Below are 22,035 nucleotides of genomic sequence, written 5' to 3'. Positions count from 1 at the left end.
AGGGGAAAAGTGTTGAAATTTAAAATATCGACATAAAAAAGTAGGTCAAAAATTTATTTTAGTAAAACGGCTTTTCAGATGTCTTTTTCCTTTCTATAATGACGCTAAGATAGCTAGTTAGTGAAAAATAGAAAGCGAGGTGTGTTGCATAGAAACAGAATCAATTGTTGTGAAAAAAAGCGAGCAATTAATTGAGGAAGCTTTGGCCTTTAGTGCATCTGATATTCATTTATCCCCAGCAAATGGTTTCTATAGTGTTGTTTTTCGGAAGTATGGAAAAATGTATGCGAAAGGGCAGCTTCCACAGGAGTTAGCAACGAGGATTATTACGTATTACAAATTTTTATCTGCACTCGATATAAGTGAAAAACGTAAGCCACAAAGTGGTGCTTTTCAAAAAGAAATAGAGCAAACTGTTTATGCCTTTCGAATATCAACATTGCCTTCAGTGTTAGGTAATGAAAGTTTAGTTATGCGTATTTTAAAACAAAATATGACATTACCACTTGCGGAGTTAAGCCATGATACAGCAATAGCCAAGAAAATAGAACAGCTTGTGCAAAATAGACAAGGCTTGTTACTTTTTTGCGGTGCGACTGGCTCCGGTAAATCAACCTCTCTCTATTCTTTAATTCATTATTGCTGTATAGAGCTAAAACGCCATGTGATTTCATTGGAGGATCCTGTTGAGAAAAATCATGAGCAAATTATACAAATCCAAGTCAATGAACGAGCAGGTGTAACGTATGCAGAAGGATTAAGAGCCATTTTACGACATTCGCCAGACGTTATAATGATTGGTGAAATTCGTGATACTGAAACCGCGAAAATTGCCATTCAAGCTGCATTGAGTGGGCATTTAGTATTATCAACTGTTCATGCTAAAAATACGGTTAATTGCTTATATCGATTAATGGATTTAGGCGTATCGCTTGATGAGCTGCGTCAAGCGACAGTTGGTATTATTGCCCAAACACTTATTGAAGTGGGGATAGAGAGTGAACGCAAAGCGATATTTGAACTTTTAAGCGATGTTCATTTATATGAGGCTTTTGTTGCCATAGCACATGGCGAAGTGTATTCGCTTAATTATAACCACACACTTGAACATCAGCTATATCAGCTAGAAGGACAGTCTTATGCACATATTACGCATTGATAGTCGTCTGTTACAATTTGCTATTCGCAAGAAAATTCGAGTGAAACGACTCCCAGAATTGATAGAGAGGATGAGTCAGCTACTTCAAGAGGGCTACACGTTCGCAGATTGTATTACGATGCTGCTACCCTATCATGTGAAAGATTTTAAATATTGGCAAGAGCTAATAGATAGCTGCTTTCAAAAAGGACAGGGTGTTACGGTTATTTTGCGTCAATTAGGTGTTAAGCCGCAATTTTTAATAGCAATTCAACTGGCAGAAGCAACGGGCCACCTAGCAAATACTCTTCAAATTGTTGCACAGCAGATGGTTTTTCGAGAAAAAATAAAAATGCGTTTTATAAAAATACTGTTATACCCAATACTGCTCTTCATCTTTATTATTTCCTTATTTACTGCGTTTCGCCTCTATTTTTTACCTACAATCGAACAAATGCTGCATTCAAGAACTACACAAGTTGAAAATTCTACAGTTCAATGGACAAAGTTTTTCCTACATGTCCCAGATTATTTTATTATTCTAGCATTTTGTCTAAGTGTAATAGCCATCGTTGCGTTAATCTACATCCGCCAAAAAAGGGTAGATTTACAATTAGCCATTTTATTAAAAATACCTATACTACGCTATTTCTGGACCTTAATTATAACAAGGCAATTTGCACGTTCATTAGGAGATCTATTAGTAAGCGGTATGTCACTACAGCAATCACTCCTTTATTTGGAGCAACAAGAGCTTCAACCACAGCTTGCCTACATCGCAAAGCGTATTGGTAAACGAATTATTTATGGCGATAGTTTAGCACATACAATTTTGCTTATTGGTTTCTTCTTTCCTCGTTTTGAACAATTTATCGATCATGGAGAAAAAAGCGGGCTACTCGGACGTGAATTGCTAATATATGCAGATTTGCTAGATCAAAAGCTAGAAAATATTATACAAAGTACAATGCAGCTTATTCAGCCAATACTATTTTTAGTTATTGCAGCATGTATTATTGCAGCCTACTTAAGCATTTTATTGCCGATGTATAAAATGCTTGAGGTTATTTGATAAAGCTTGGAGGGATGAACAATTGAAAAATGAAAAAGGCTTTACCTTAGTGGAAATGTTAGTCGTGCTGTTAATCGTGTCTATATTAATTTTAGTGACAATCCCGAATGTAACCAAACACTTCGCTTCAATTGATAGCAAAGGATGCTCAGCCTATATGACAATGCTTCAGGGGCAAGTAGAAGCATATAAAATCGATCATATGACCACGCCGACAGTGAGCGATTTATTTAGTGAAAAATATATTGACAGTGAGGAGGCAAAATGCCCAAGTGGTGAGCTTGTGACGATTGACGCGGAAGGTAAAGTGATGCTTGTAGGAAAAAGTGAGGGAGGATGATACGTCGTGAAGGAGGCTTCACTTTTATAGAAATGCTATTTGTACTAGCAATTCTATCATTAATCAGCTTTTTTGTAGTCACTTTTTCCTTTCGACAAATGCAGCTTGATATTTATGAGAAAACAATACAGCAGTTTGAGCTGGATTTACTTGAAATGCAAACATTGTCAATGGAAAGCGGCTTGACATCTAGATGCTGGATTAACGGAGGTAAAGAGTTACAGTGCTTTCAACGTTACGATGAATTGCTTATTGCAAGACAATTTCCAGATAATATCACCGCAAATATTTACACGACAAACACACGTATTGAATTTACTGGGTATGGAACAATCATAAACTTTGGGAAAATAGAGTTTCTAATGGGGGAGCGACGAACAATATACTCAATTAATCTAGGAAAGGGGAGAATGCGACTTCTTTCAGAACAATAAAGGATTTTCACTTGTAGATACTTTGCTAGGTTTAGTTATTATCTTTGTTTTTGCAAGTACGTTGCTACCTCTTAGTACTTATTTACAAAGTAACTTATATAATAAAAAACTAGAGCTTCATGCTAGTGAAGCAGCGTTAAACGGTGCTCGGCTTGTGCAGCTTTATGGGGTTACAAGTGGTGAAATCATAATTCAAAAAATAGCCTATGACTGGCATTATAAAGATGGGGAAATATGCGTTGATTTTAATAATACAAAGGAGAGGCGACAAAAATGCATAGGTTTGTAAAAGGTATTTGGAATCAACGCGGTTTTACATTTTCAGAAGCATTATTTCAGCTTTTGGCATTACTGTTGTTCTCCAAGATTTTATTATTAATTATTTTATATATACCGCCCCTTTATAAAAATAGTTCTGTACAAGAAGCTACTTGGGAAATGTTTATTATAGATTTACAAAGCTTTATTGTGACGGCTGATCAGGTTTTGGTGCGAAACGGAGGAACGGAAATTCAAATTATGCAAGGAAATTTAAATCATTATATTAGTAAATCAAGTGAAACGATTCGCGTACGCTTAAATTCAGGAAATGAAATATTATTTGTAGGTGTTGCCTCTTTGAATTTTAAAAAAATAAATAACTATCTGGTGTTAAATGCACAATTGGTAGATGGCACAACAGAGGGGAGAACGTTTATTGTCCCACCTGAAAAATGAGCGAGGAGCATTGTTTCCTATCGCAATAATACTGTTATTTTTTGTCACAGGATTATGTATAACATACGCCACAAATTATCAATCTAAGCTAAATGTATATAATTCGTTGGAATTCGTCAATGTTCGTGCTACGATAAACATACTAACGAAAATTGGTGAATAGATTGACCTTTGTTCAGCAAATGATAGGATTTCGCTGAATGGAAGGTGCCTTGTCTAAAAAGCACAACAAATGCTCACGGCGAACTCGTTTCTGATATTATGTTGATTGAGTAATTGTTGGCGATTCTAGGCATAGCTAACTCGAAAAAATTCGAAAAAGGGTTAGTTGAGGTATAATTGATTTTGATGTGATAAGAAGGTGAAGGTAATGCGCAAAATTTATTTAGTAGGCTTTATGGGCTGTGGCAAAAGTGCCATAGGGCGAAGATTGAGCTTTTTTTTGAAAATGCCTTATTATGATATGGATAAGGAAATTGTTAGACAACAAGGTATGACAATACCGGAAATTTTCGAGAGGTATGGGGAGGCACACTTTCGTCGGTTGGAAACTGAATTTTTAGAAAACTTCCGCGATGAAGCATGTATTATCGCAACGGGTGGCGGTGTATCTGTAAATGCAGAAAATCGCAAAATTATGCGTCGTACAGGCCTGGTGTTCTTCCTTGATGCAACTTTTGAAGATATATATATGCGCATAAAAAATGATAAAAATCGGCCAATTGTTCAAATTTCTACAAAAGAACAATTACATCAGCTATATTTGGAGCGCCGGAAATTTTACAAGGAAGTTGGGCATATACAAGTATTAACAGCCGGAAGAACACTTCGCCTTATTGTGGAATATATCGGCTTTCAAGTAAAACGCTTAAAAGGCGAATGATAAATGTATTTTTATCAAAAATGTTCGGTTTTAAATATAAATTTAAAAAATGATTGCGTTTTTATCACATCTAATGTTAGGATATGGCTTAGATAGTGTCTATTCTTTTTAAAGGACATGACGGAGTAGTTTGTAGATTAGTATTCTATTTTAAACATCATAACTGCGGATGATTGTGCGGGGAGAGAACGTGAAGTGGCGTCGCCGAAGGAGCAAGTAGCTTAAGCTATGAATCTCTCAGGCAAAAAGACTCGTACAGGACGCAACTCTGGAGAGCGCTATTATTTAAGTAGCCACCAAAGGGGAAAGCCTACATATGTGAGATGAATCAATAGTAGGTGTAACTTTCAGGTGCAAGGACAGAGAATTCCGATACAAGGGATTCGTCTGTCTTTTTTTGATGTAATTAATGTGAGGAGGAACGAGAAATGGCAGAATTAAAACGCACACCGCTATTTGATGCGTATGCACAATATGGTGGTAAAACAATCGACTTTGGTGGATGGGAATTACCAGTACAATTTTCATCGATTAAAGATGAGCATGATGCAGTGCGCAATCGAGCAGGTTTATTTGATGTGTCGCACATGGGAGAGATTTTTGTAGAAGGCGCAGATGCCCTTGCATATTTACAAAAAATCTTATCAAATGATATTTCCAAAATAGCAGTTGGTGGTGCACAGTACAGTGCAATGTGCTATGAGTCGGGCGGTATCGTTGATGACCTATTGACGTATCGTTTATCTGAAAATAGTTATCTATTATGTGTTAACGCAGCTAATATTGAAAAAGATTATGAGTGGATGATGCAGCATGCAGAGGGCGATGTAACAATCAACAACCGTTCTGACGAATTTGCTCAAATTGCACTACAAGGACCTTTAGCAGAAGAAGTTCTACAAACTTTAACAGCAACAGATTTAAAAGAAATTAAATATTTCAAATTCCAAGACAATGTAGATGTTGCAGGTCACAAAGTGCTTGTATCACGCAGCGGCTATACAGGTGAAGATGGCTTTGAGCTTTACGGCTCACCAGAAGCAATCGTTGCTTTATGGCACAAAATTTTAGAGTCAGAGCATGTTATTCCAACAGGTCTTGGCGCACGTGATACATTACGCTTTGAAGCTTGTCTACCACTTTATGGTCAAGAGCTTTCAAAAGATATCTCACCATTAGAAGCGGGTATTGGCTTTGCAGTAAAGTTGCAAAAAGAACCGAAATTTATCGGCCAAGAAGCATTATTAGCGCAAAAAGAAGCAGGCTTATTACGTAAATCTGTTGGTGTTGAGATGATTGGTAAAGGCATTCCTCGCCATGGCTACAAAGTGTTTAAAGATGGCGTAGAAATTGGTGAAGTCACTACAGGTACGCAGTCTCCGTTAACGAAACGTAACATTGGCATGGCGTTGTTAAATACAGAATTTACTGAAGTCGGAACAGAAATTGAAGTTGAAATTCGCGGTAAATTAGTGCCAGCTGTTGTAGTGGCAAAACCTTTTTATAAGCGTTAAGAAGCCGCCTCGTGAATTGAAACAAAATAATAGTTGAAAAGAGGGTTCTCATGAAACATCGTTATTTACCAATGACGGAACAGGACAAACAAGAAATGTTAGCAACAATTGGCGTTGATTCAATTGATGCATTATTCTCAGACATTCCAGAAGAAGTACGCTTCCAAGGGCTTTACAACATTAAAGAAGCAAAATCAGAAGCAGCATTAATGAAAGAGCTAGCAGCACTTGCAGCGAAAAATAAGGATACAGCAGCAAACGTATCGTTTTTAGGTGCTGGTGTTTACAACCACTACAAACCAGTAATTGTTGACCATGTTATTTCTCGTTCTGAGTTCTATACAGCTTACACACCATACCAACCAGAAATTTCACAAGGTGAGCTACAAGCGATTTTCGAGTTCCAAACAATGATTGCAGAATTAACAGGCATGGATTTAGCAAACTCATCTATGTATGATGGCGGTACATCACTTGCAGAAGCAGGTATGCTTGCAGCAGGCCATACACGTCGTAAAAAAATTCTTGTATCAGGTGCAGTACACCCAGAATACAAAGATGTTGTAACAACATATGCATATGGGCAATCAATTGAAATTGTTACAGTACCAACAAAAGATGGTGTAACTGATATCGAGGCATTAAAAGGCTTAGTTGATGATCAAACAGCAGCAGTCATGGTACAATATCCAAACTTCTTTGGCCAAATTGAAGATTTACAAACGATTGGTGAAATCACGCATGATGCAAAAGGCTTATTTGTTGTATCTGCAAACCCATTAGCACTTGGTGTATTAACACCTCCAGGTAAGCTTGGTGCAGATATCGCAGTAGGTGATGCTCAAGTCTTCGGTATTTCAGAAAACTTCGGTGGCCCACACTGTGGTTACTTTGCAGTAACAACAAAATTAATGCGTAAAGTGCCTGGTCGTTTAATTGGTGAAACAGTGGACGAACAAGGCCGTCGTGGCTATGTATTAACATTACAAGCGCGTGAGCAGCATATTCGTCGTGATAAAGCGACTTCAAATATTTGTTCAAACCAAGCGCTACTTGCACTTGCAGCTTCTGTAGCAATGACAGCACTTGGTAAACAAGGTATTCAAGAAGTAGCGAAACAAAATATTGTGAAAACACGCTACGCGAAAAATGCTTTTGAAGCAGCTGGCTTTGAAGTTGCTTACCAAGGTGCACACTTCAATGAAATCGTTGTAAAAACGAAAAAATCTGTTACTGAAATTAACAAAGGCTTAATTGAAAAAGGCATTATCGGTGGTTTCGATTTAGGTCGTGTGTATTCAGAGTTAGAAAACCATGCGTTAATCGCTGTAACAGAGCTACGTACAAAAGAAGAAATTGACGCATTAGTTGCAGAGATGGGGGCTTACAATGCATAACGAAAACCAATCACTCATTTTTGAATTAACAAAACCAGGTCGTGTTGGCTATAACTTAGAGCCACTTGATGTTCCAGAGTTAGATTTAGCAGATTTATTACCAGCAGGCTATGTGCGTGAAGAGGCTGCTGAGCTACCAGAAGTATCTGAATTAGATATTATGCGCCATTACACAGCCCTTTCTCGTCGTAACCATGGTGTAGACTCAGGCTTCTACCCATTAGGTTCATGTACGATGAAGTACAATCCAAAAATTAACGAAGCAGTAGCACGCTACAGCGGCTTTGCTAACGTGCACCCATTACAAGATGAGTCAACAGTACAAGGTGCAATGGAATTATTATATGACTTACAAACGTCATTACAAGAAATTACAGGTATGGATGAAGTAACATTACAACCAGCAGCGGGTGCTCATGGTGAATGGACAGCATTAATGATGATTCGTGCATTCCATGAAGCAAACGGCGAAGGTCACCGTAATAAAGTAATCGTTCCTGACTCAGCACATGGTACAAACCCGGCTTCAGCAACAGTTGCAGGCTTTGAAACAATCACAATTAAATCAGGTGAAGATGGTTTAGTAGACTTAGAAGATTTACGTCGTGTTGTAGGTCCTGATACAGCAGCATTAATGTTAACTAACCCAAACACACTTGGTCTATTTGAAGAAAATATCATCGAAATGGCGAAAATTATCCATGAAGTAGGCGGAAAAGTGTACTATGACGGCGCGAACTTAAACGCTGTTATGTCAAAAGCTCGCCCTGGCGACATGGGCTTCGACTGTGTACATTTAAACTTACACAAAACATTCACTGGTCCACACGGTGGTGGTGGTCCTGGTTCAGGTCCTGTAGGGGTAAAAGCGGACTTAATTCCATTCTTACCAAAGCCAGTTTTAGTGAAAAAAGAAGATGGAACATTCCACTTCGATTACAACCGTCCACAATCAATTGGTCGCGTGAAGCCATACTACGGTAACTTTGGTATTAACGTACGTGCGTATACGTATATCCGTACAATGGGCCCAGATGGCTTAAAGGCTGTTACAGAATATGCAGTATTAAACGCAAACTATATGATGCGTCGCTTAGAAGAGTTTTATGATTTACCATACAACCGTCATTGTAAGCACGAATTCGTATTATCTGGTCGTCGTCAAAAGAAACTTGGCGTACGTACACTTGATATTGCGAAACGTTTACTTGACTTTGGCTACCATCCACCAACAGTATACTTCCCACTTAACGTTGAGGAAGGTATTATGATTGAGCCAACTGAAACAGAATCAAAAGAAACGTTAGATGCATTCTGCGATGTAATGATTCAAATTGCAAAAGAAGCAGAAGAAAATCCAACAATCGTTCAAGAAGCACCACATACAACAGTTGTATCACGCTTAGATGAAGCACGTGCAGCTCGTACACCGGTACTTCGTTATACAAAATAATGTTTAAGAAGGCTGTCGGGAGTTTTTCCCGACAGCTTTTATGTGCTTTTTGTAAAGTGCTGATATATTTGTGAAATTCACTGATATAATTCCAAAAGCGCCGATATGTTGACAGAATTCGCCGATAAAACTTAAAAAGCGCTGATAAAAACCAAAAAAACAAGCTAGTTCGCATGAAACTAGCTTGTTTTGTAATTATGCTTTTGATTTAATTTTGCCTGTCCAAGTACGGAAACCGCCTTGAAGTTGGTAAATTTGGTTGTATCCACGTTTTTTCAACGTTAGTGCTGCACGTGCGCTGCGACCAGTATTTTGACAGTACAAATACACTGGTAAATCAGAACGAATTTCTTTGTAGCGTGCATTAAGCTGTGTTGACGGAATATTACGTGCTCCTAAAATATGCCCAGCATCAAATTCCTTCGCTTCACGCAAATCAATTAATTGTGCTTTGCGATAGCCTTGAATAAATTCTTCTTGTGTTAAATTCGTTACTGCTTTTTTCAGACGCATTGAGCTAATCAAAATATAAACAGCAATAACAGCCACAACAATAAGTAGTGTAATAAGAATTTTCACTGCAAGTAAACCCCTTTCTATTTCCACAATCTATTATAAAAGATAATAGAATAAATGTACAGTGAGCGTTGGTGTGACGGTGTTTTTAACTGTTGTTTAAAAAACTAGCCCCACATTTAGCCCCACTTACTTAGACTTTGGCTAAATAGCGTGACTGATTTATGCTTTAATTCTTTTAACACATGTCCATAGCAGGCTCAGTTGTATCATTTGGATTTGTGATTGTTATTCTTGTAAATCGGTTCCGTTGAAGTATTTCTTCTTCAACTGCTGCGTTAATAGCAATTTTAAATACAGTATGAAATCTTTGGATCCATGTAGCGACATTTAAGTTATCATATTCTATATGTTTCGTTTCACCTCGCAGCGTGGCAGCCTTTACTTCTAGAAGGGCTTTCAACGCTGCTTTTTCGGTTTTGAAGCTACTTTTTTCTGTACGCTTCCATAGCTATTGTAATACTAATGGCGATACATCCAAGGCTTTTCCTTCTTTGCATAAAATAATAATAAATTTCAGGCTCTTTTGCAGATTTAAAGTACTTCATCTTAGTTATTCCTTTCCAGCTTGGCGGCATGTATAGGAATTAAAAATGGTAATGAAGTATAAGTATCGACTTTATTATCATTACACAATATTTAAGTACAATGTATACTAAGTATACATTGTATTTAGGGGGATTTTATAAAAAACACATAATTTATAATGAAATTTAAATGAATTTACTTCCATATATTATATACTTAGTATATAATGATTTCGAAAGGATAGGAGGAATTAAAACATGATTAAAGTTAGAAATTTGAAAAAGGAATTTATACAGGGGCAAGAAAGAACTCAAGTCTTGAAGGGTTTTGATTTAAACATTGAAGAAGGCGAATTTGTGGCTGTAATGGGGCCAAGTGGTTCTGGAAAGAGCACATTACTACAACTTTTAGGGGGTCTTGATGTCCCTACTGAAGGAGATATAGTAATAAATCAAAGTAATTTAAGTAATATGACGGAAAAAGAAAGAACGATATTTCGTAGAAAGTATATCGGTTTTATTTTTCAAAATTACCAGCTACTCCCTACGTTAAGTGTAGAAGAAAATATAGCTTTCCCTCTTCATGCAGATGGTAGTTTAACAAAAAAGAAGAACCAAATTATTATAGAACTACTTGATTCTGTCGGATTGAAAGGACTTGGTCGGAAACGTGCTAATTTGCTGAGTGGCGGTCAACAACAACGCGTTGCTATAGCCAGGGCGTTAGTTAATAACCCTTCTGTTCTATTAGCCGATGAACCAACAGGAAATTTAGATAGAGGTAAAGCCGAAGAAATACTCGGATTAATATCAAGATTCAATCGAGAGAATAATCAAACAATCATCATGGTAACGCATGATATTTTCGCAGCTGGGTTTGCTGATCGAATTATTCTTTTTAAGGATGGTGTTATTGATCAAGTGATTTCTAGAAAGGGTGATGATTATGCTAAATATGTGGCGAATTTCATGGCGTAATATAACACAAAATAAAAAAAGGTTTTTCATTTCCCTGCTTGGGATAATCTTAGGTATAGCTTTTGTAACATCAATGCTTATTGCAGACAAAACAACAAATGATGTTTTCGATTATTATGAAGAAATGTATGTGGCAAATGCGGATTATTGGGTTCTAAGCGATGAACATACTTACTCTGAGGATGTGGTTTCGTCAGTTTTAACTAGCCCAATTGTGACGGAAACCATGCTTGCACTTGATAAACAAGCCTTTTTTGAGCTGGAGGGTGATCAATCTTTAAATCAAAGATCCGTCCGAATTACAGGCGTGAATGATCAAAGCAGTTCTTTACTGAAACTTCCTGTTATCGAAGGGAGTTTGGATAATGAAGGTTTGGTAATACCAAAAGCTGTTGCAAATCTGTTAAATAAAAAAGTAGGGGATACAATTAGGTTTACCGATTTGGGAGAAGCTAAGGTTTCCGCCATTGTTGAATATACGCAGTTGCTTGCAAGTCCAAGTAACTGGGAGCGTGCTGAATCAACCAGCTTCCGAATCATGGCTCCACTTGAATTGCTACAAGAATGGACTGGTATGGAGGACAAACTTTCCTATGTAAGATTTCAAACAACTGAAGAAGGAGAGAAACTTTTTCAATCTCTTCAGGAAGAATTTCGTAATTCAAATGTATATGTACAACCAGTTGTCGCGGATGATCGGCAAAGTAATGATATAGGAGGACTATATACGTTCTTTTACTTAATTGCTGGGTTATCTATGTTTATTAGCGGATTCATTGTTTTTAATATGATTTATACAAGTGTTATGGAACGAAAAAAGGAATTTGCAATCATGAAAAGTTTCGGATATCTACAAAGTTCTGTTTCCAGACTTATTCTAATTGAAGTACTATTGTTGGGGCTAATAGGTACAGCTGTTGGGGTGCCTATGGGAATTTGGCTTGGGGATATGTTTATGCAAACTTTACTAAGCGTATTTGAATTTGACATGGTTTACACATTAAATTGGAAAATACCTGCATTAATAGCTGTAGTAGTTGGAATTTTATTTCCTGTTGTATCTTCATTATTTCCTATTTACAATGCGGGGAAAACCTCTGTGTTATTGACATTAAAAATGGCAAATCAAACCCAATCATCGAGAAGCCTGTACATAGTTAGGGCAGTTCTAGGTGTTGGCTTGCTTGCTTTTGTATTTATCAATCATCCCATCTCTTATTTAGCGATTTTAGTAAGCATCATTTTGTTGTTTCCATTATTGTTACTTGGTGTAAGCAGGATATTTAAACCTATTTTAAAATTAATCTTCGGCTACTCTGGTAGTCTGGCAACGCAAACCCTTACAAAACAATTAAATCGAAATGCTAATACTGCTGCTATTCTTGCTGTGGGGATTGCAGTGATATTATTACTAAGTGCTGTTATTGAATCCGCACCTGAAGGTTATGAAAATGAAATCAGGAATACGTATGGAGGAGACCTGAGAGTTTCATCAGAATCACCTTGGTCTAATCAGGATATAGAAAAATTACTATCGTATGATGCTGTTGTAAATGTTGATTCTTTAACGGAAGCTACGCCAATTACATGGGTAAACACTAATGGGGAGAAGAGACAGTTTTCCATTTTTGCTGTAGATGAAGAAGGCCCCACCTTATTTGAAAGTTCTAATAAAGACAATTTATATTATGAACTTGCAAAGGAACCATCTGTTATCCTCGGCGAAAGAGCTTTTGATGAATGGGGGGGAAATATAGGAGAATATATTTACATTAATACACCCTCTGGTAAACAACAACTTGAAGTCCTTGATGTAGTGAAAACATCGAATTACTCAGGCTATGTTGCATTTATGGATGAGAATCATTTAAATAATAAATTTGGTTGGGCGAATAATTTCGACGTATTATTAACTTTAAAGGACGGATATACTGGTGAACAATTACGTAATGAGTTATGGTTGGATTTCAGCACTCATCTCTCAAAAGTAGAAACAGTAGAAGATGAAATTAAATCAACTACTTCGGCATTAATCGGTATGAATGAGTTGATTTTAATCATGTTAGTTTTAATCATTGGACTAGCTAGTATCGGTACAGCAAACACTTTATTAATGAATACGTTGGAACGCACCACTGAGATAGGGACAATGCGAGCGCTTGGTTTTACGAAACAGCAAGTTAAAAAGATGATCATTGGAGAAGGTTTACTTATAGGACTGTCGGGGGTTATTGGTGGTATAATTTCGGGTGTAGTTTTACTTTATACAACTAGCCAATCCGAACTATTGGGAGGGGTTATATCTTTTCAATTACCTTTAGGGAATATTATTCTGGCGCTGATTGCTGGTGTTTCTCTAAGTCTCCTTGCTTCCTGGATTTCTAGTACTACAGCTAGTAAAATAAATATTATATCATCACTCAAAGAAGGTTAAACAATTATGTCGGTTAAGTACGGAATATTAACTCTGCTATTTCTACAAAAAAATCATGGGTATGAATTAAAACTAGAGCTAGAATCCCATCTGGGAGCTAAAGGAAAAATTAATCCTGGTCAAATTTATACGACTCTAGACCGTCTAATACGTGATCAACTTGTCTTATCTATAGGAATGGATGACCAAGAAAGAAAACTTTATGAAATCACTATGGAAGGTAAAAAAGAGTTGGAAAATTGGTTACTGGAACCTGTACCATATCATTCTACTAAAGAAGACTTTCATTTTAAATGGAGCTGTGCTCGTAAGATTGATTTCGAACAAGAAAAGAAAATGCTTGATCAACAAAAAGCGATGATAATGAAAGATGTCATGGAATTGACTAAATTTAAAACGGAATTTCTTCTTCAAGGTGACGAGAATAGGTATTTATTAATCACTGGTACCCTCTTGCATTTAGAAGCAGATTTAAACTGGATAAATCAAATTGAAAATCGAAATAGACTATAATTCTAGGTAAAGGTTTTCTCTTTTAAAACCTTTGCCGTTATTCAATCTTTTGAAGGGGAGTGAAAATGTTTTGGATGTTATCCTTGATTATAATTGGGAATTGTTTATCTCTATAGAGGTATTGTCATTGGGATCTCTGATCTTATTCGGTATATTTCGCTATTTTTTAAAAAAACCTCGATTTAGCCTAATGTTTATTTTTTTATTTCTGTTTTTGTTGATAATTGAAGGGTTACTCGGACTGTATGTCTATCGTCAAACAGGAGAAATATCAACTTTTCAAATCGTTATTATCATCTTTATCATTTATGCTTTTACATTTGGTATACTCGATTTTATTAAATTGGATCGTTGGATGCGTAAAAAAATTGGAAAGTTACGTGGCGTTGAATTATTGACTGATAAAGATTATGAGATTATTGAAAAAAATAATAATCCTAAATATATTGCAAAGAAATATCGTGTATCATCCTATATTCATTCAGTTTTGTTCATTACAGTTCAAGCTATTCTGTGGGTAATTGGTACAGAAAGTTTTGCAGAAATAAAGATGTACTTAAGTGATTTTTCGTGGTTAGGAAATGAAAATGCTAAAGGATCACCTTATCCAAATGATGCTGCGTTTGCAATAGGTGTAATTTGGGGAATTGTATTTATTGCTGACTTTATTTATTCATGGTCTTATACATTGTTCCCTAAAAAAGGGAATAAGTAAGTTTGAACCTCAAAATTCGCATAATTATGGCATATACAAGTTATTTCAACCCAATCCAGAAACTTTTCAACGATTGTTTTCGACGTTTCTCTGGAGACATGTGCTTAAACTTACGTTCAAGTCGGTATAAATCATCGCAATATTTTACGCTCTCAAAAATTATAAAAGTATAATATAAATAACCTATTTTTACAACTACTAAACTAAATTTTAATTTATCTTTCTATTCACCTATATAATATCAAGTGATTGTGAAGAGTTACACTTAAACGAACAGATGCGTTAGTTCAATAAGAAGTAAACACCTTTATTATTCATTTTTTAAGTATTATATAAACAGATGGATGTAATTTGTAACAACTTTAAAGAGCCTTGCTACGTAGAATGTAGTAAGGCTCTTAGCTTTTCTTAATCAAAATTCAATAACTTTATTATCTTGATGCAGCAATTGCTGCGAATAGTATCTACAGGAGTAAATGTTTACTATACCGTAAGCAGTCAGATGAATGTTATATTTTGTATTCTATAATTCAGTAGGTGTACAAATGCTCGCTGACTCAGGCTATACCCTTGTGGCAACAACGTCTCTGCGATTGTCACAGATTTTGAAGAGATTTCTCTCACAAACTCGAAAGAAATCGGGAGGGGGTAATTAATCCATAACAAATTGGTCACTTTATTCAGCATTGAATACTGCGGCGTTGAAGTAGATTATAAAACAATGCCTTGCTATATTTCTTGCCCATAGGCCTTAAAGTTTGACGAAATTTAAATGAAGAGTTATATTTATCTCGAATTCAAAATAAAAGAATTCGAAGTAATGTTGATTTTGGGAGGCAGAAGAAATGAAAGCAGCAGTATGGTATGGTCAAAAAGATATTCGAGTAGAAGAAAGAGAGTTAAAACCACTAAAAGACAATGAAGTAACAGTTCGTGTAGCTTGGGCTGGTATTTGTGGTTCGGATTTGCATGAATATCAAGAAGGACCTGTATTTGTTCCAGTGGATGCACCAGATGAATTAACAGGTGAGGTAGCACCAATTACTATGGGGCATGAATTTGCAGGAGTTGTTGAGAAAGTTGGACCAGCAGTTACAAAATACAAAGTAGGCGATCGAGTAGTTGTCAATCCTACAATTACACACGGTAACAAACCAGAAGACATTGATAGCTATGATGGCTTTAGTTTTATTGGATTACATGGCGATGGCGGTTTTACTAAATATGCAAACGCGCCAGAGCATAATATTTACAAATTGCCGGATACATTAACTTTACAAGATGGTGCCTTAGTAGAACCAACTGCGGTGGCTGTACAAGCAATAAAAGAAAGCGGTATGCAATTTGGTGATACAGTTGCTATTTTTGGTGCTGGTCCTATTGGTTTATTAACAACAATTGCAGCTAAAGCGGCTGGAGCGAGTAAAATTTTCGTATTTGACCTATCTGAAACACGTCTTGAAAAAGCGAAAGAACTTGGCGCTACAGAAGTATTTAACTCTGGAAAAATCAATCCAGTTGAAGCGGTGAAACAACATGTTCCAGATGGGGTAGACGTTACATTTGAAGTAGCAGGTGTTGCACCAACATTTAAGTCATCTATTGATGTGACTCGTGCTCGTGGTACTGTTGTTATCGTATCAATTTTTGCTCATTCGATTGAATGGAATCCAATGCAATTAACGAACACAGGTGTTAAAGTTACTTCGACAATTGCTTATACACCAACTTCATTCCAACAAACAGTTGATTTAATGGGTACTGGACAATTAAAACCACAAGGTATCATTACTTCTCAAATTGAACTAGATGATATCGTAGAAAAAGGATTTGAAGCATTAACAAATGACAAATCTCAAGCTAAAATTTTAGTTAAATTAAGTGGAGAAATGTAATTCATTTATTTATATAAAACGTAAAAAAAGAAGTTGTCCGAAAAGCGGTATATCAGCCTGCTTTTCGGGCAACTTTTGCTATTTGATTGAAATGTTCAAAATGTAAGAATTCTTCAAAAGGATGAAAACATTCGGTTTTGTAACGTTTTTTTTAATTATATAAAGCTGAATTTTTTATTGTATCAAAGGAGATTTAGACTTTTAGACAGCCTTTCTTTTGTTAATGATTATTGCTTTATAATAAGATAATACTCCTTATTTTTGTAATATTCCCTCATTATATATAAGTTGTTTAACTTTTTGATAAATACTTTTTGTGTTTAAAGGAAATAACTATGAAAGAATCTAAATGTAAAGGGGACTTATAATGTTTAAAACACCAAAATCCATTACATCACCTAAAAAATTTATAGTGGGTCAAAATTTACTAGAAACATTACCAGATTATACAAAGATCTATGGTGACCATGCCTATATAATATGCGATGAGTTTATTCTTGAACGTGCCAAGGAAGAAGCGGGGAAATCCTTTGAAAGTGCAGGATATAAAAGTGAATTTGTAAAATTTAATTACGAAATTACGCAGGGGGAAATTGATAAACATCGTGAAATGGTCAAACAATCGGGAGCAAACGTAATTGTTGGCATTGGTGGGGGAAAAACATTAGATACAGCTAAAGCAACTGCTTATTATGAGCATTTACCAGTAGTAATTTTCCCAACAATAGCCTCCACCGATGCACCATGTACAGCACTTTCGGTTATTTACAATTCTGATGGTTCATTTGATCGTTATTTGTTTTTACCATCAAACCCGGATATTGTATTGGCGGATACTAAAATATTATCTGCTGCACCGACACGATTTTTTGTAGCTGGGATTGGAGATGCACTCGCAACTTATTTTGAAGCACGTGCATGTTATCATAAAAATGGTGATAATTTGGTGAATTTAAAACCAACTTTATCAGGGCTAGGAATTGCTAAAATGTGCTATGACACCATTATAGAATATGGTCTTCAAGCAAAAATCGCAGTTGATCAGGGTATATCCACACCAGCAGTTGAAAATATAATTGAAGCGACTATTTATTTAAGTGGTGTAGGTGCTGAAGCTGGCGGCTTAGCTGCTGCACATGCTATTCATAATGGAATGACTGCTGTTCCATCACTTCATGGTGCACAACATGGTGAAAAAGTAGTATTTGGTGTTTTAACACAGCTTGTCTTAGAAAGTGCACCAAAAGAGGAAATTGAAGATGTAATTCAATTTATCAAAGAGATTGGTTTACCATTAACTTTAAGTGATCTTGGTCTGGATGAGTTTCGAGAAGAAGAATGGAGAAAAGTTGCTGAAACTGCATGTGCTGAAGGTGATACCATGAAAAATATGCCACATCCAGTTACTCCTGATGATGTGTATCAAGCGATAATTGCTGCAAATGCATTAGCAGAACATTATCAAAATTAGTATTTCTTTTAAAGCATTATATATGCACAAGCAGCCGCAGAGATGTGGTTGCTTTTTATTTTGTTTGACCTTTGTATCTAGATTTAGCGGAAGTTTGTACAGTGTATTTTCCTTGTAGATATTGAGAAGGTCCTATATCGAATTGTTTCAAAAAATGCTTAACACAATAAATATTTAATATTTTAGCTTGCATTTTCTTTCGTTATAGCATATATTTTTCCTTAAGGAAACATATTAGTGTTAAGGAAAGATAGTGTCTGTTATGAAAAAGGATTTAACGATTTTGTAATGTATTTTTTGTTTATCTTATTGTTTATCACTAAATTGATAACATTCAAGATGTCTTTTTGGTTATACAGATTTGCTGGCACTATATGCTTCGGAAAAATTTCAAAAATAGAAAAGGAGTTTAAAAGGCAATGAAACGTTTTTTGGCAGTTTTAGGGCTAATTTTATTTTTAGCCGCATGTAGTAATGAGGGAGAAGGAGGGGCAAAAGAGGGGAACGTTGTAGCAACAACGGGACAAATTGGAGATGCTATCAAAATTATTGGTGGGGGCCATTTGCAAGTAACAACATTAATGGGACCGGGTGTAGATCCTCATTTATACAAAGCGACGCAAAGTGATTTAACAAAACTAAATGGGGCGGAAGTTATTTTTTATAATGGTCTACACTTAGAAGGGCAGATGCAAGATATTTTTGATCAAATGGCTGATGAAAAAACTGTTTTAGCAGTAGGTACGCAATTAGATAAAAATGCATTATTAGCTGATGAAAACGATACAGCATTGCCAGATCCACATATTTGGTTTGATATTGATTTATGGAGAGAAGTTGTTGCTGCAATTACTGCAACATTAGTTGAGGAGTATCCAGCACATAAAGAGGATTTCAAGGTAAATGAAGAAGCTTATTTAGCGCAATTGGATGAATTAAAGGAATATGCAACTAGTCGTATAGAGGACATTTCAGCGCCGCAACGTATTCTAGTTACAGCACACGATGCCTTTAACTATTTTGGTAGAAGCTTAGGGTTTGATGTACGAGGCTTGCAAGGATTAAGTACAGATTCTGAGTATGGCGTAAAGGATGTACAAAATATGGTGGATTATTTAGTGGAAAATAATATTAAAGCCATTTTTGTGGAGTCAAGTGTATCAGATAAGGCAATGAAGGCAGTTATTGAGGGAGCAAAGGAAAAAGGTCATGATGTAGCGATTGGTGGCGAATTGTTCTCAGATGCAATGGGTGCTGAAGGAACGGAAGAAGGCACATATTTAGGTATGTATAAATATAATGTCGACACAATTGTCGATTCACTGAAGTAGGTGGAATAGATGGAAGCTTTAATTGTTGAGAATTTATCAGTTGCTTATGATAAAAAAATGGTGCTTGAAAACGCTAATGTATCAGTACCAACTGGGCATTTATCGGCGATTATCGGGCCAAATGGGGCTGGTAAATCGACTTTTTTAAAAGCGATATTGAACCAGTTGCCAAATAAAATTGGGAAGATTGAGATTTTAGGAAAGGCTTTTTCACCAAAAAGCTTAGTTGTTGGATATGTGCCACAGCGCAACGCTGTTGATTGGGATTTTCCAACAACAGCCCTTGATGTAGTGTTAATGGGGCGCTATGGACATAGAGGCCTGTTTAAACGTCCAACTAAGAAAGATAGAGCGATTGCCATGCAGGCTTTAACGAGTGTTGGAATGCAGGATTTTACAGAGCGCTCAATCGGTCAGCTTTCAGGAGGGCAGCAGCAGCGTGTGTTCTTAGCAAGAGCATTAGCGCAAAATGCAGAAGTTTATTTTTTAGATGAGCCATTTGCAGGAGTAGATGCAGCAACGGAAAAAACAATCATTGATATTTTAAAAAATTTAAAGGCGCAAGGAAAAAGTATTTTTGTGGTTCATCATGATTTGCAGACCGTAACAGAGTATTTTGATTACACCATTTTATTAAATAAAACAATTTTAGCTGCGGGGAAGACAAATGAAATATTTACAAAAGAGAAGCTGCAGCAAACATACGGTGGTAAATTATTAATGATGGAAACGTTGTCAGGAGAGATATGATGTTATCAGGAAATCTACTATGGGTGTTAACTGGAACAATGCTTCTAGGTATAGCCGCTGGGATTACAGGAACGTTTTCCTTCTTACAGAAGCAAAGCTTAGTTGGTGATGCTGCGGCACACGCGACATTACCGGGTATAGCGTTAGCCTTTTTATTGACAGGTCAAAAAGAGCTACCTGTTTTAATGATTGGTGCTGCTCTTACCTCTGCTCTTTCTATATATTGCATTCAGTGGATTGTGACGTATTCGAAGCTCAAGGCAGATGCGGCGATTGGGCTAGTGTTAGCTGTATTTTTCGGAGTAGGCATAGTGCTACTAACAATTGTCAATCGCAGTCCGTTAGGCAATCAAAGTGGCTTAAATGATTTTATTTTTGGTAAAGCGGCGACAATGACAAAATCAGATTTAACTTGGCTTTTAATGAGTGCAATCATTATTATCGCAGTAAGTCTTTTGATGTATAAGGAATGGAAGCTTATTATATTTGATCCTGTCTATGCAAAGGGTATCGGTTTACCAGTAGGAGCATTAAAGGCTTGTTTAACGGCGCTTATTGTTATGACGATTGTGACGGGTATTCAAGCAGTAGGAGTTATTTTAATATCAGCACTGCTTATTATCCCAGCCGCGAGTGCTAAATTATGGACGAAAAGGCTAAATACGATGCTTTTGTTTAGTGCTATTACTGGAGGCTTAGCAGGTGTTGCAGGTACATTTATTAGTTCACTACGAGTAGGGTTATCCACAGGACCAATAATCGTTTTATGTGCCTCAAGCATCTTTTTTGTTTCCTATCTATTTAGCCCAAAGTCTGGACAGTTAAGCAAATATATAAGAAAAAACAAATTTCAGCAAGGTGAAGTATGATGATTGAATTTTGGGTTATTTTAACAGGTGTTTTAGTCGGTATTACGTGTGGTATTGCAGGAGTTTTTTTGATTCTTCGTAAAATGTCAATGATTGCAGATGCAATTAGTCATACGGTATTATTTGGGATTGTGATGGCTTTTATTATTACACAATCATTGAACGGCTTGTGGATGTTAGTTGGTGCAGCGATGGCAGGAATTTTGACAGCATATTTAGTACAGTTACTGCAATCTTCAGGTATTCAAGAGGATGCGGCGATTGGTGTGACATTTACATCTTTATTTGCCTTAGGTGTTTTACTCATTACGCTATTTGCAGGCAATATTCACCTAGATGTAGAGCATGTTTTGATGGGGGAAATTTCCTTTGTTCCTTGGGATAAATGGACATTTTTATCCATTACAATGCCAAAAGCAGTTTGGATGCTGCTACTTGTTTTAGTTATTAATGTTGCATTTTTGTTTCTATTTTATAAGGAAATGAAGCTTTCAACATTCGATTATGTATATGCGACGACCATCGGTTTACCAGTGATTTTATTGCATTATGTTTTTATTACAACCATTTCGTTAACTACGGTTGCAGCCTTTGATAGTGTTGGGGCAATTTTAGTTGTGGCAATGCCGATTGGTCCAGCAGCAACCGCTTACTTAATTAGCAAATCGGTTAAGGAAATGTTTTTATGGAGCATGTGCTTTGGTGTTGCCTCCGCCATTCTTGGCTATTACGTGGCAAAATGGCTAGATACTTCAATTGCAGGAATGATGGCTGCAGCTGTTGGGGTGATTTTTCTAGTGATATTCCTAATTGATAAATTGCAGCAGCATTTAAATAAAAGAGCAGTTGCCAGCAGGGGCTCTTTTTAGAAATAGGAAGCTGTTCGATAAATTCTTCTTGTTAAACGCTGGCTAAAATCTACAGCTAAATGATTGACATAAAAGGAAGTAGTCTAGAAATTTTCTAGGCAGCTTCCTTTTCTATTTCAAACAAATTATTTACTATCCACTCACTATGTATGATAATTT

Annotated in this window: 20 protein-coding genes and 1 riboswitch; of the genes, 19 read left to right on the top strand and 1 reads right to left on the bottom strand. The window is 36.3% G+C overall.

Annotated features, from left to right (window positions below; genetic code table 11):
- The first annotated feature begins 139 nt into the window (after positions 1-139).
- The 9 genes from comGA (at position 140) to gcvPB (ending at position 8,948) form a co-directional block, all read left to right on the top strand.
- The gene (comGA, locus tag TY13_RS07635) at positions 140-1,159 is read left to right on the top strand and encodes a competence type IV pilus ATPase ComGA (protein ID WP_154661559.1); all 1,020 of its coding nucleotides are present in this window, start codon (positions 140-142) and stop codon (positions 1,157-1,159) included.
- The gene (comGB, locus tag TY13_RS07630; RefSeq protein ID WP_042473807.1) at positions 1,140-2,210 is read left to right on the top strand and encodes a competence type IV pilus assembly protein ComGB; all 1,071 of its coding nucleotides are present in this window, start codon (positions 1,140-1,142) and stop codon (positions 2,208-2,210) included. The genes comGA and comGB overlap by 20 nt, the downstream gene beginning before the upstream one ends.
- Before the next feature lie 22 nt (positions 2,211-2,232).
- Entirely contained in the window at positions 2,233-2,550 is a 318-nt protein-coding gene (comGC, locus tag TY13_RS07625; protein WP_042473805.1) for a competence type IV pilus major pilin ComGC, read from the top strand.
- Complete coding sequence (locus TY13_RS07620) at positions 2,547-2,984, top strand: type II secretion system protein (RefSeq protein WP_042473803.1); 438 nt, start codon at positions 2,547-2,549, stop codon at positions 2,982-2,984. Before comGC ends, TY13_RS07620 begins: the two co-directional genes overlap by 4 nt.
- A gap of 273 nt (positions 2,985-3,257) precedes the next feature.
- A complete protein-coding gene (locus tag TY13_RS07610; RefSeq protein WP_042473797.1) occupies positions 3,258-3,701 on the top strand; it encodes a ComGF family competence protein in 444 nt (147 codons plus the stop codon).
- Positions 3,702-4,071: 370 nt separating this feature from the next.
- Complete coding sequence (locus TY13_RS07605) at positions 4,072-4,584, top strand: shikimate kinase (protein ID WP_042473795.1); 513 nt, start codon at positions 4,072-4,074, stop codon at positions 4,582-4,584.
- Positions 4,585-4,753: 169 nt separating this feature from the next.
- Positions 4,754-4,847: riboswitch (glycine riboswitch) on the top strand.
- A 165-nt stretch (positions 4,848-5,012) separates the two neighbouring features.
- Complete coding sequence (gcvT, locus tag TY13_RS07600) at positions 5,013-6,098, top strand: glycine cleavage system aminomethyltransferase GcvT (RefSeq protein ID WP_042473792.1); 1,086 nt, start codon at positions 5,013-5,015, stop codon at positions 6,096-6,098.
- Positions 6,099-6,148: 50 nt separating this feature from the next.
- On the top strand, positions 6,149-7,495 hold the full coding sequence (gene gcvPA / locus TY13_RS07595; RefSeq protein ID WP_042473790.1) for an aminomethyl-transferring glycine dehydrogenase subunit GcvPA: 1,347 nt from the start codon (positions 6,149-6,151) through the stop codon (positions 7,493-7,495).
- Positions 7,488-8,948 carry an aminomethyl-transferring glycine dehydrogenase subunit GcvPB gene (gene gcvPB / locus TY13_RS07590; protein WP_042473788.1) on the top strand — a complete coding sequence of 487 codons (1,461 nt, stop codon included), beginning with the start codon at positions 7,488-7,490 and terminating at the stop codon, positions 8,946-8,948. The genes gcvPA and gcvPB overlap by 8 nt, the downstream gene beginning before the upstream one ends.
- Positions 8,949-9,143: 195 nt before the next feature.
- Here gcvPB and TY13_RS07585 read toward each other — a convergent pair whose 3' ends face one another.
- A complete protein-coding gene (locus TY13_RS07585) occupies positions 9,144-9,527 on the bottom strand; it encodes a rhodanese-like domain-containing protein (protein ID WP_042473785.1) in 384 nt (127 codons plus the stop codon).
- A gap of 782 nt (positions 9,528-10,309) precedes the next feature.
- Between TY13_RS07585 and TY13_RS07575 the strand changes: the two genes are divergently transcribed.
- The 10 genes from TY13_RS07575 to TY13_RS07525 all read left to right on the top strand — a co-directional run bounded on the left by TY13_RS07575 (position 10,310) and on the right by TY13_RS07525 (position 21,876).
- A complete protein-coding gene (locus tag TY13_RS07575) occupies positions 10,310-11,029 on the top strand; it encodes an ABC transporter ATP-binding protein (protein ID WP_042473779.1) in 720 nt (239 codons plus the stop codon).
- Positions 10,998-13,463, top strand: a complete 2,466-nt coding sequence (locus TY13_RS07570) for an ABC transporter permease (RefSeq protein ID WP_042473776.1) — start codon at positions 10,998-11,000, stop codon at positions 13,461-13,463. Before TY13_RS07575 ends, TY13_RS07570 begins: the two co-directional genes overlap by 32 nt.
- 6 nt (positions 13,464-13,469) lie before the next feature.
- Positions 13,470-13,976, top strand: a complete 507-nt coding sequence (locus tag TY13_RS07565) for a PadR family transcriptional regulator (RefSeq protein WP_042473774.1) — start codon at positions 13,470-13,472, stop codon at positions 13,974-13,976.
- A gap of 70 nt (positions 13,977-14,046) precedes the next feature.
- Positions 14,047-14,691, top strand: a complete 645-nt coding sequence (locus TY13_RS07560; protein WP_042473771.1) for a hypothetical protein — start codon at positions 14,047-14,049, stop codon at positions 14,689-14,691.
- Between the two features lie 845 nt (positions 14,692-15,536).
- Entirely contained in the window at positions 15,537-16,586 is a 1,050-nt protein-coding gene (locus TY13_RS07555; protein WP_042473768.1) for a 2,3-butanediol dehydrogenase, read from the top strand.
- 367 nt (positions 16,587-16,953) lie between these two features.
- Positions 16,954-18,057, top strand: coding sequence for a glycerol dehydrogenase (locus TY13_RS07550; RefSeq protein ID WP_042473764.1), 1,104 nt, complete (start codon positions 16,954-16,956; stop codon positions 18,055-18,057).
- Between the two features lie 419 nt (positions 18,058-18,476).
- Positions 18,477-19,388: a metal ABC transporter solute-binding protein, Zn/Mn family gene (locus TY13_RS07540; protein WP_042473760.1), complete on the top strand. Its 912-nt coding sequence runs from the start codon at positions 18,477-18,479 to the stop codon at positions 19,386-19,388.
- Positions 19,389-19,397: 9 nt separating this feature from the next.
- Positions 19,398-20,138 carry a metal ABC transporter ATP-binding protein gene (locus TY13_RS07535; RefSeq protein WP_042473758.1) on the top strand — a complete coding sequence of 247 codons (741 nt, stop codon included), beginning with the start codon at positions 19,398-19,400 and terminating at the stop codon, positions 20,136-20,138.
- Positions 20,135-21,007, top strand: a complete 873-nt coding sequence (locus TY13_RS07530) for a metal ABC transporter permease (protein ID WP_230199398.1) — start codon at positions 20,135-20,137, stop codon at positions 21,005-21,007. The genes TY13_RS07535 and TY13_RS07530 overlap by 4 nt, the downstream gene beginning before the upstream one ends.
- Positions 21,007-21,876 carry a metal ABC transporter permease gene (locus tag TY13_RS07525; RefSeq protein WP_042473754.1) on the top strand — a complete coding sequence of 290 codons (870 nt, stop codon included), beginning with the start codon at positions 21,007-21,009 and terminating at the stop codon, positions 21,874-21,876. The genes TY13_RS07530 and TY13_RS07525 overlap by 1 nt, the downstream gene beginning before the upstream one ends.
- The last annotated feature ends 159 nt before the right edge of the window (positions 21,877-22,035 follow it).

Origin of the sequence: Bacillus ndiopicus (genome assembly GCF_000612805.1) — a bacterium.
In the GTDB taxonomy this organism is placed as follows: domain Bacteria; phylum Bacillota; class Bacilli; order Bacillales_A; family Planococcaceae; genus Metasolibacillus; species Metasolibacillus ndiopicus.
Note: the sequence above shows the minus strand (reverse complement) of the source record. Positions and strands in the feature narration are given on the sequence as shown.

Bases quoted from the DNA above. Each gene is read 5' to 3' on its own strand.
- TY13_RS07550 (WP_042473764.1), top strand. From the start codon at position 16,954: ATGTTTAAAACACCAAAATCCATTACATCACCTAAAAAATTTATAGTG.
- TY13_RS07535 (WP_042473758.1), top strand. From the start codon at position 19,398: ATGGAAGCTTTAATTGTTGAGAATTTATCAGTTGCTTATGATAAAAAA.
- TY13_RS07565 (WP_042473774.1), top strand. From the start codon at position 13,470: ATGTCGGTTAAGTACGGAATATTAACTCTGCTATTTCTACAAAAAAAT.
- TY13_RS07575 (WP_042473779.1), top strand. From the start codon at position 10,310: ATGATTAAAGTTAGAAATTTGAAAAAGGAATTTATACAGGGGCAAGAA.
- gcvPB (WP_042473788.1), top strand. From the start codon at position 7,488: ATGCATAACGAAAACCAATCACTCATTTTTGAATTAACAAAACCAGGT.
- TY13_RS07525 (WP_042473754.1), top strand. From the start codon at position 21,007: ATGATTGAATTTTGGGTTATTTTAACAGGTGTTTTAGTCGGTATTACG.
- TY13_RS07530 (WP_230199398.1), top strand. From the start codon at position 20,135: ATGATGTTATCAGGAAATCTACTATGGGTGTTAACTGGAACAATGCTT.
- gcvT (WP_042473792.1), top strand. From the start codon at position 5,013: ATGGCAGAATTAAAACGCACACCGCTATTTGATGCGTATGCACAATAT.
- comGB (WP_042473807.1), top strand. From the start codon at position 1,140: ATGCACATATTACGCATTGATAGTCGTCTGTTACAATTTGCTATTCGC.
- TY13_RS07620 (WP_042473803.1), top strand. From the start codon at position 2,547: ATGATACGTCGTGAAGGAGGCTTCACTTTTATAGAAATGCTATTTGTA.
- TY13_RS07570 (WP_042473776.1), top strand. From the start codon at position 10,998: ATGCTAAATATGTGGCGAATTTCATGGCGTAATATAACACAAAATAAA.
- TY13_RS07610 (WP_042473797.1), top strand. From the start codon at position 3,258: ATGCATAGGTTTGTAAAAGGTATTTGGAATCAACGCGGTTTTACATTT.
- gcvPA (WP_042473790.1), top strand. From the start codon at position 6,149: ATGAAACATCGTTATTTACCAATGACGGAACAGGACAAACAAGAAATG.
- TY13_RS07540 (WP_042473760.1), top strand. From the start codon at position 18,477: ATGAAACGTTTTTTGGCAGTTTTAGGGCTAATTTTATTTTTAGCCGCA.
- TY13_RS07605 (WP_042473795.1), top strand. From the start codon at position 4,072: ATGCGCAAAATTTATTTAGTAGGCTTTATGGGCTGTGGCAAAAGTGCC.
- TY13_RS07555 (WP_042473768.1), top strand. From the start codon at position 15,537: ATGAAAGCAGCAGTATGGTATGGTCAAAAAGATATTCGAGTAGAAGAA.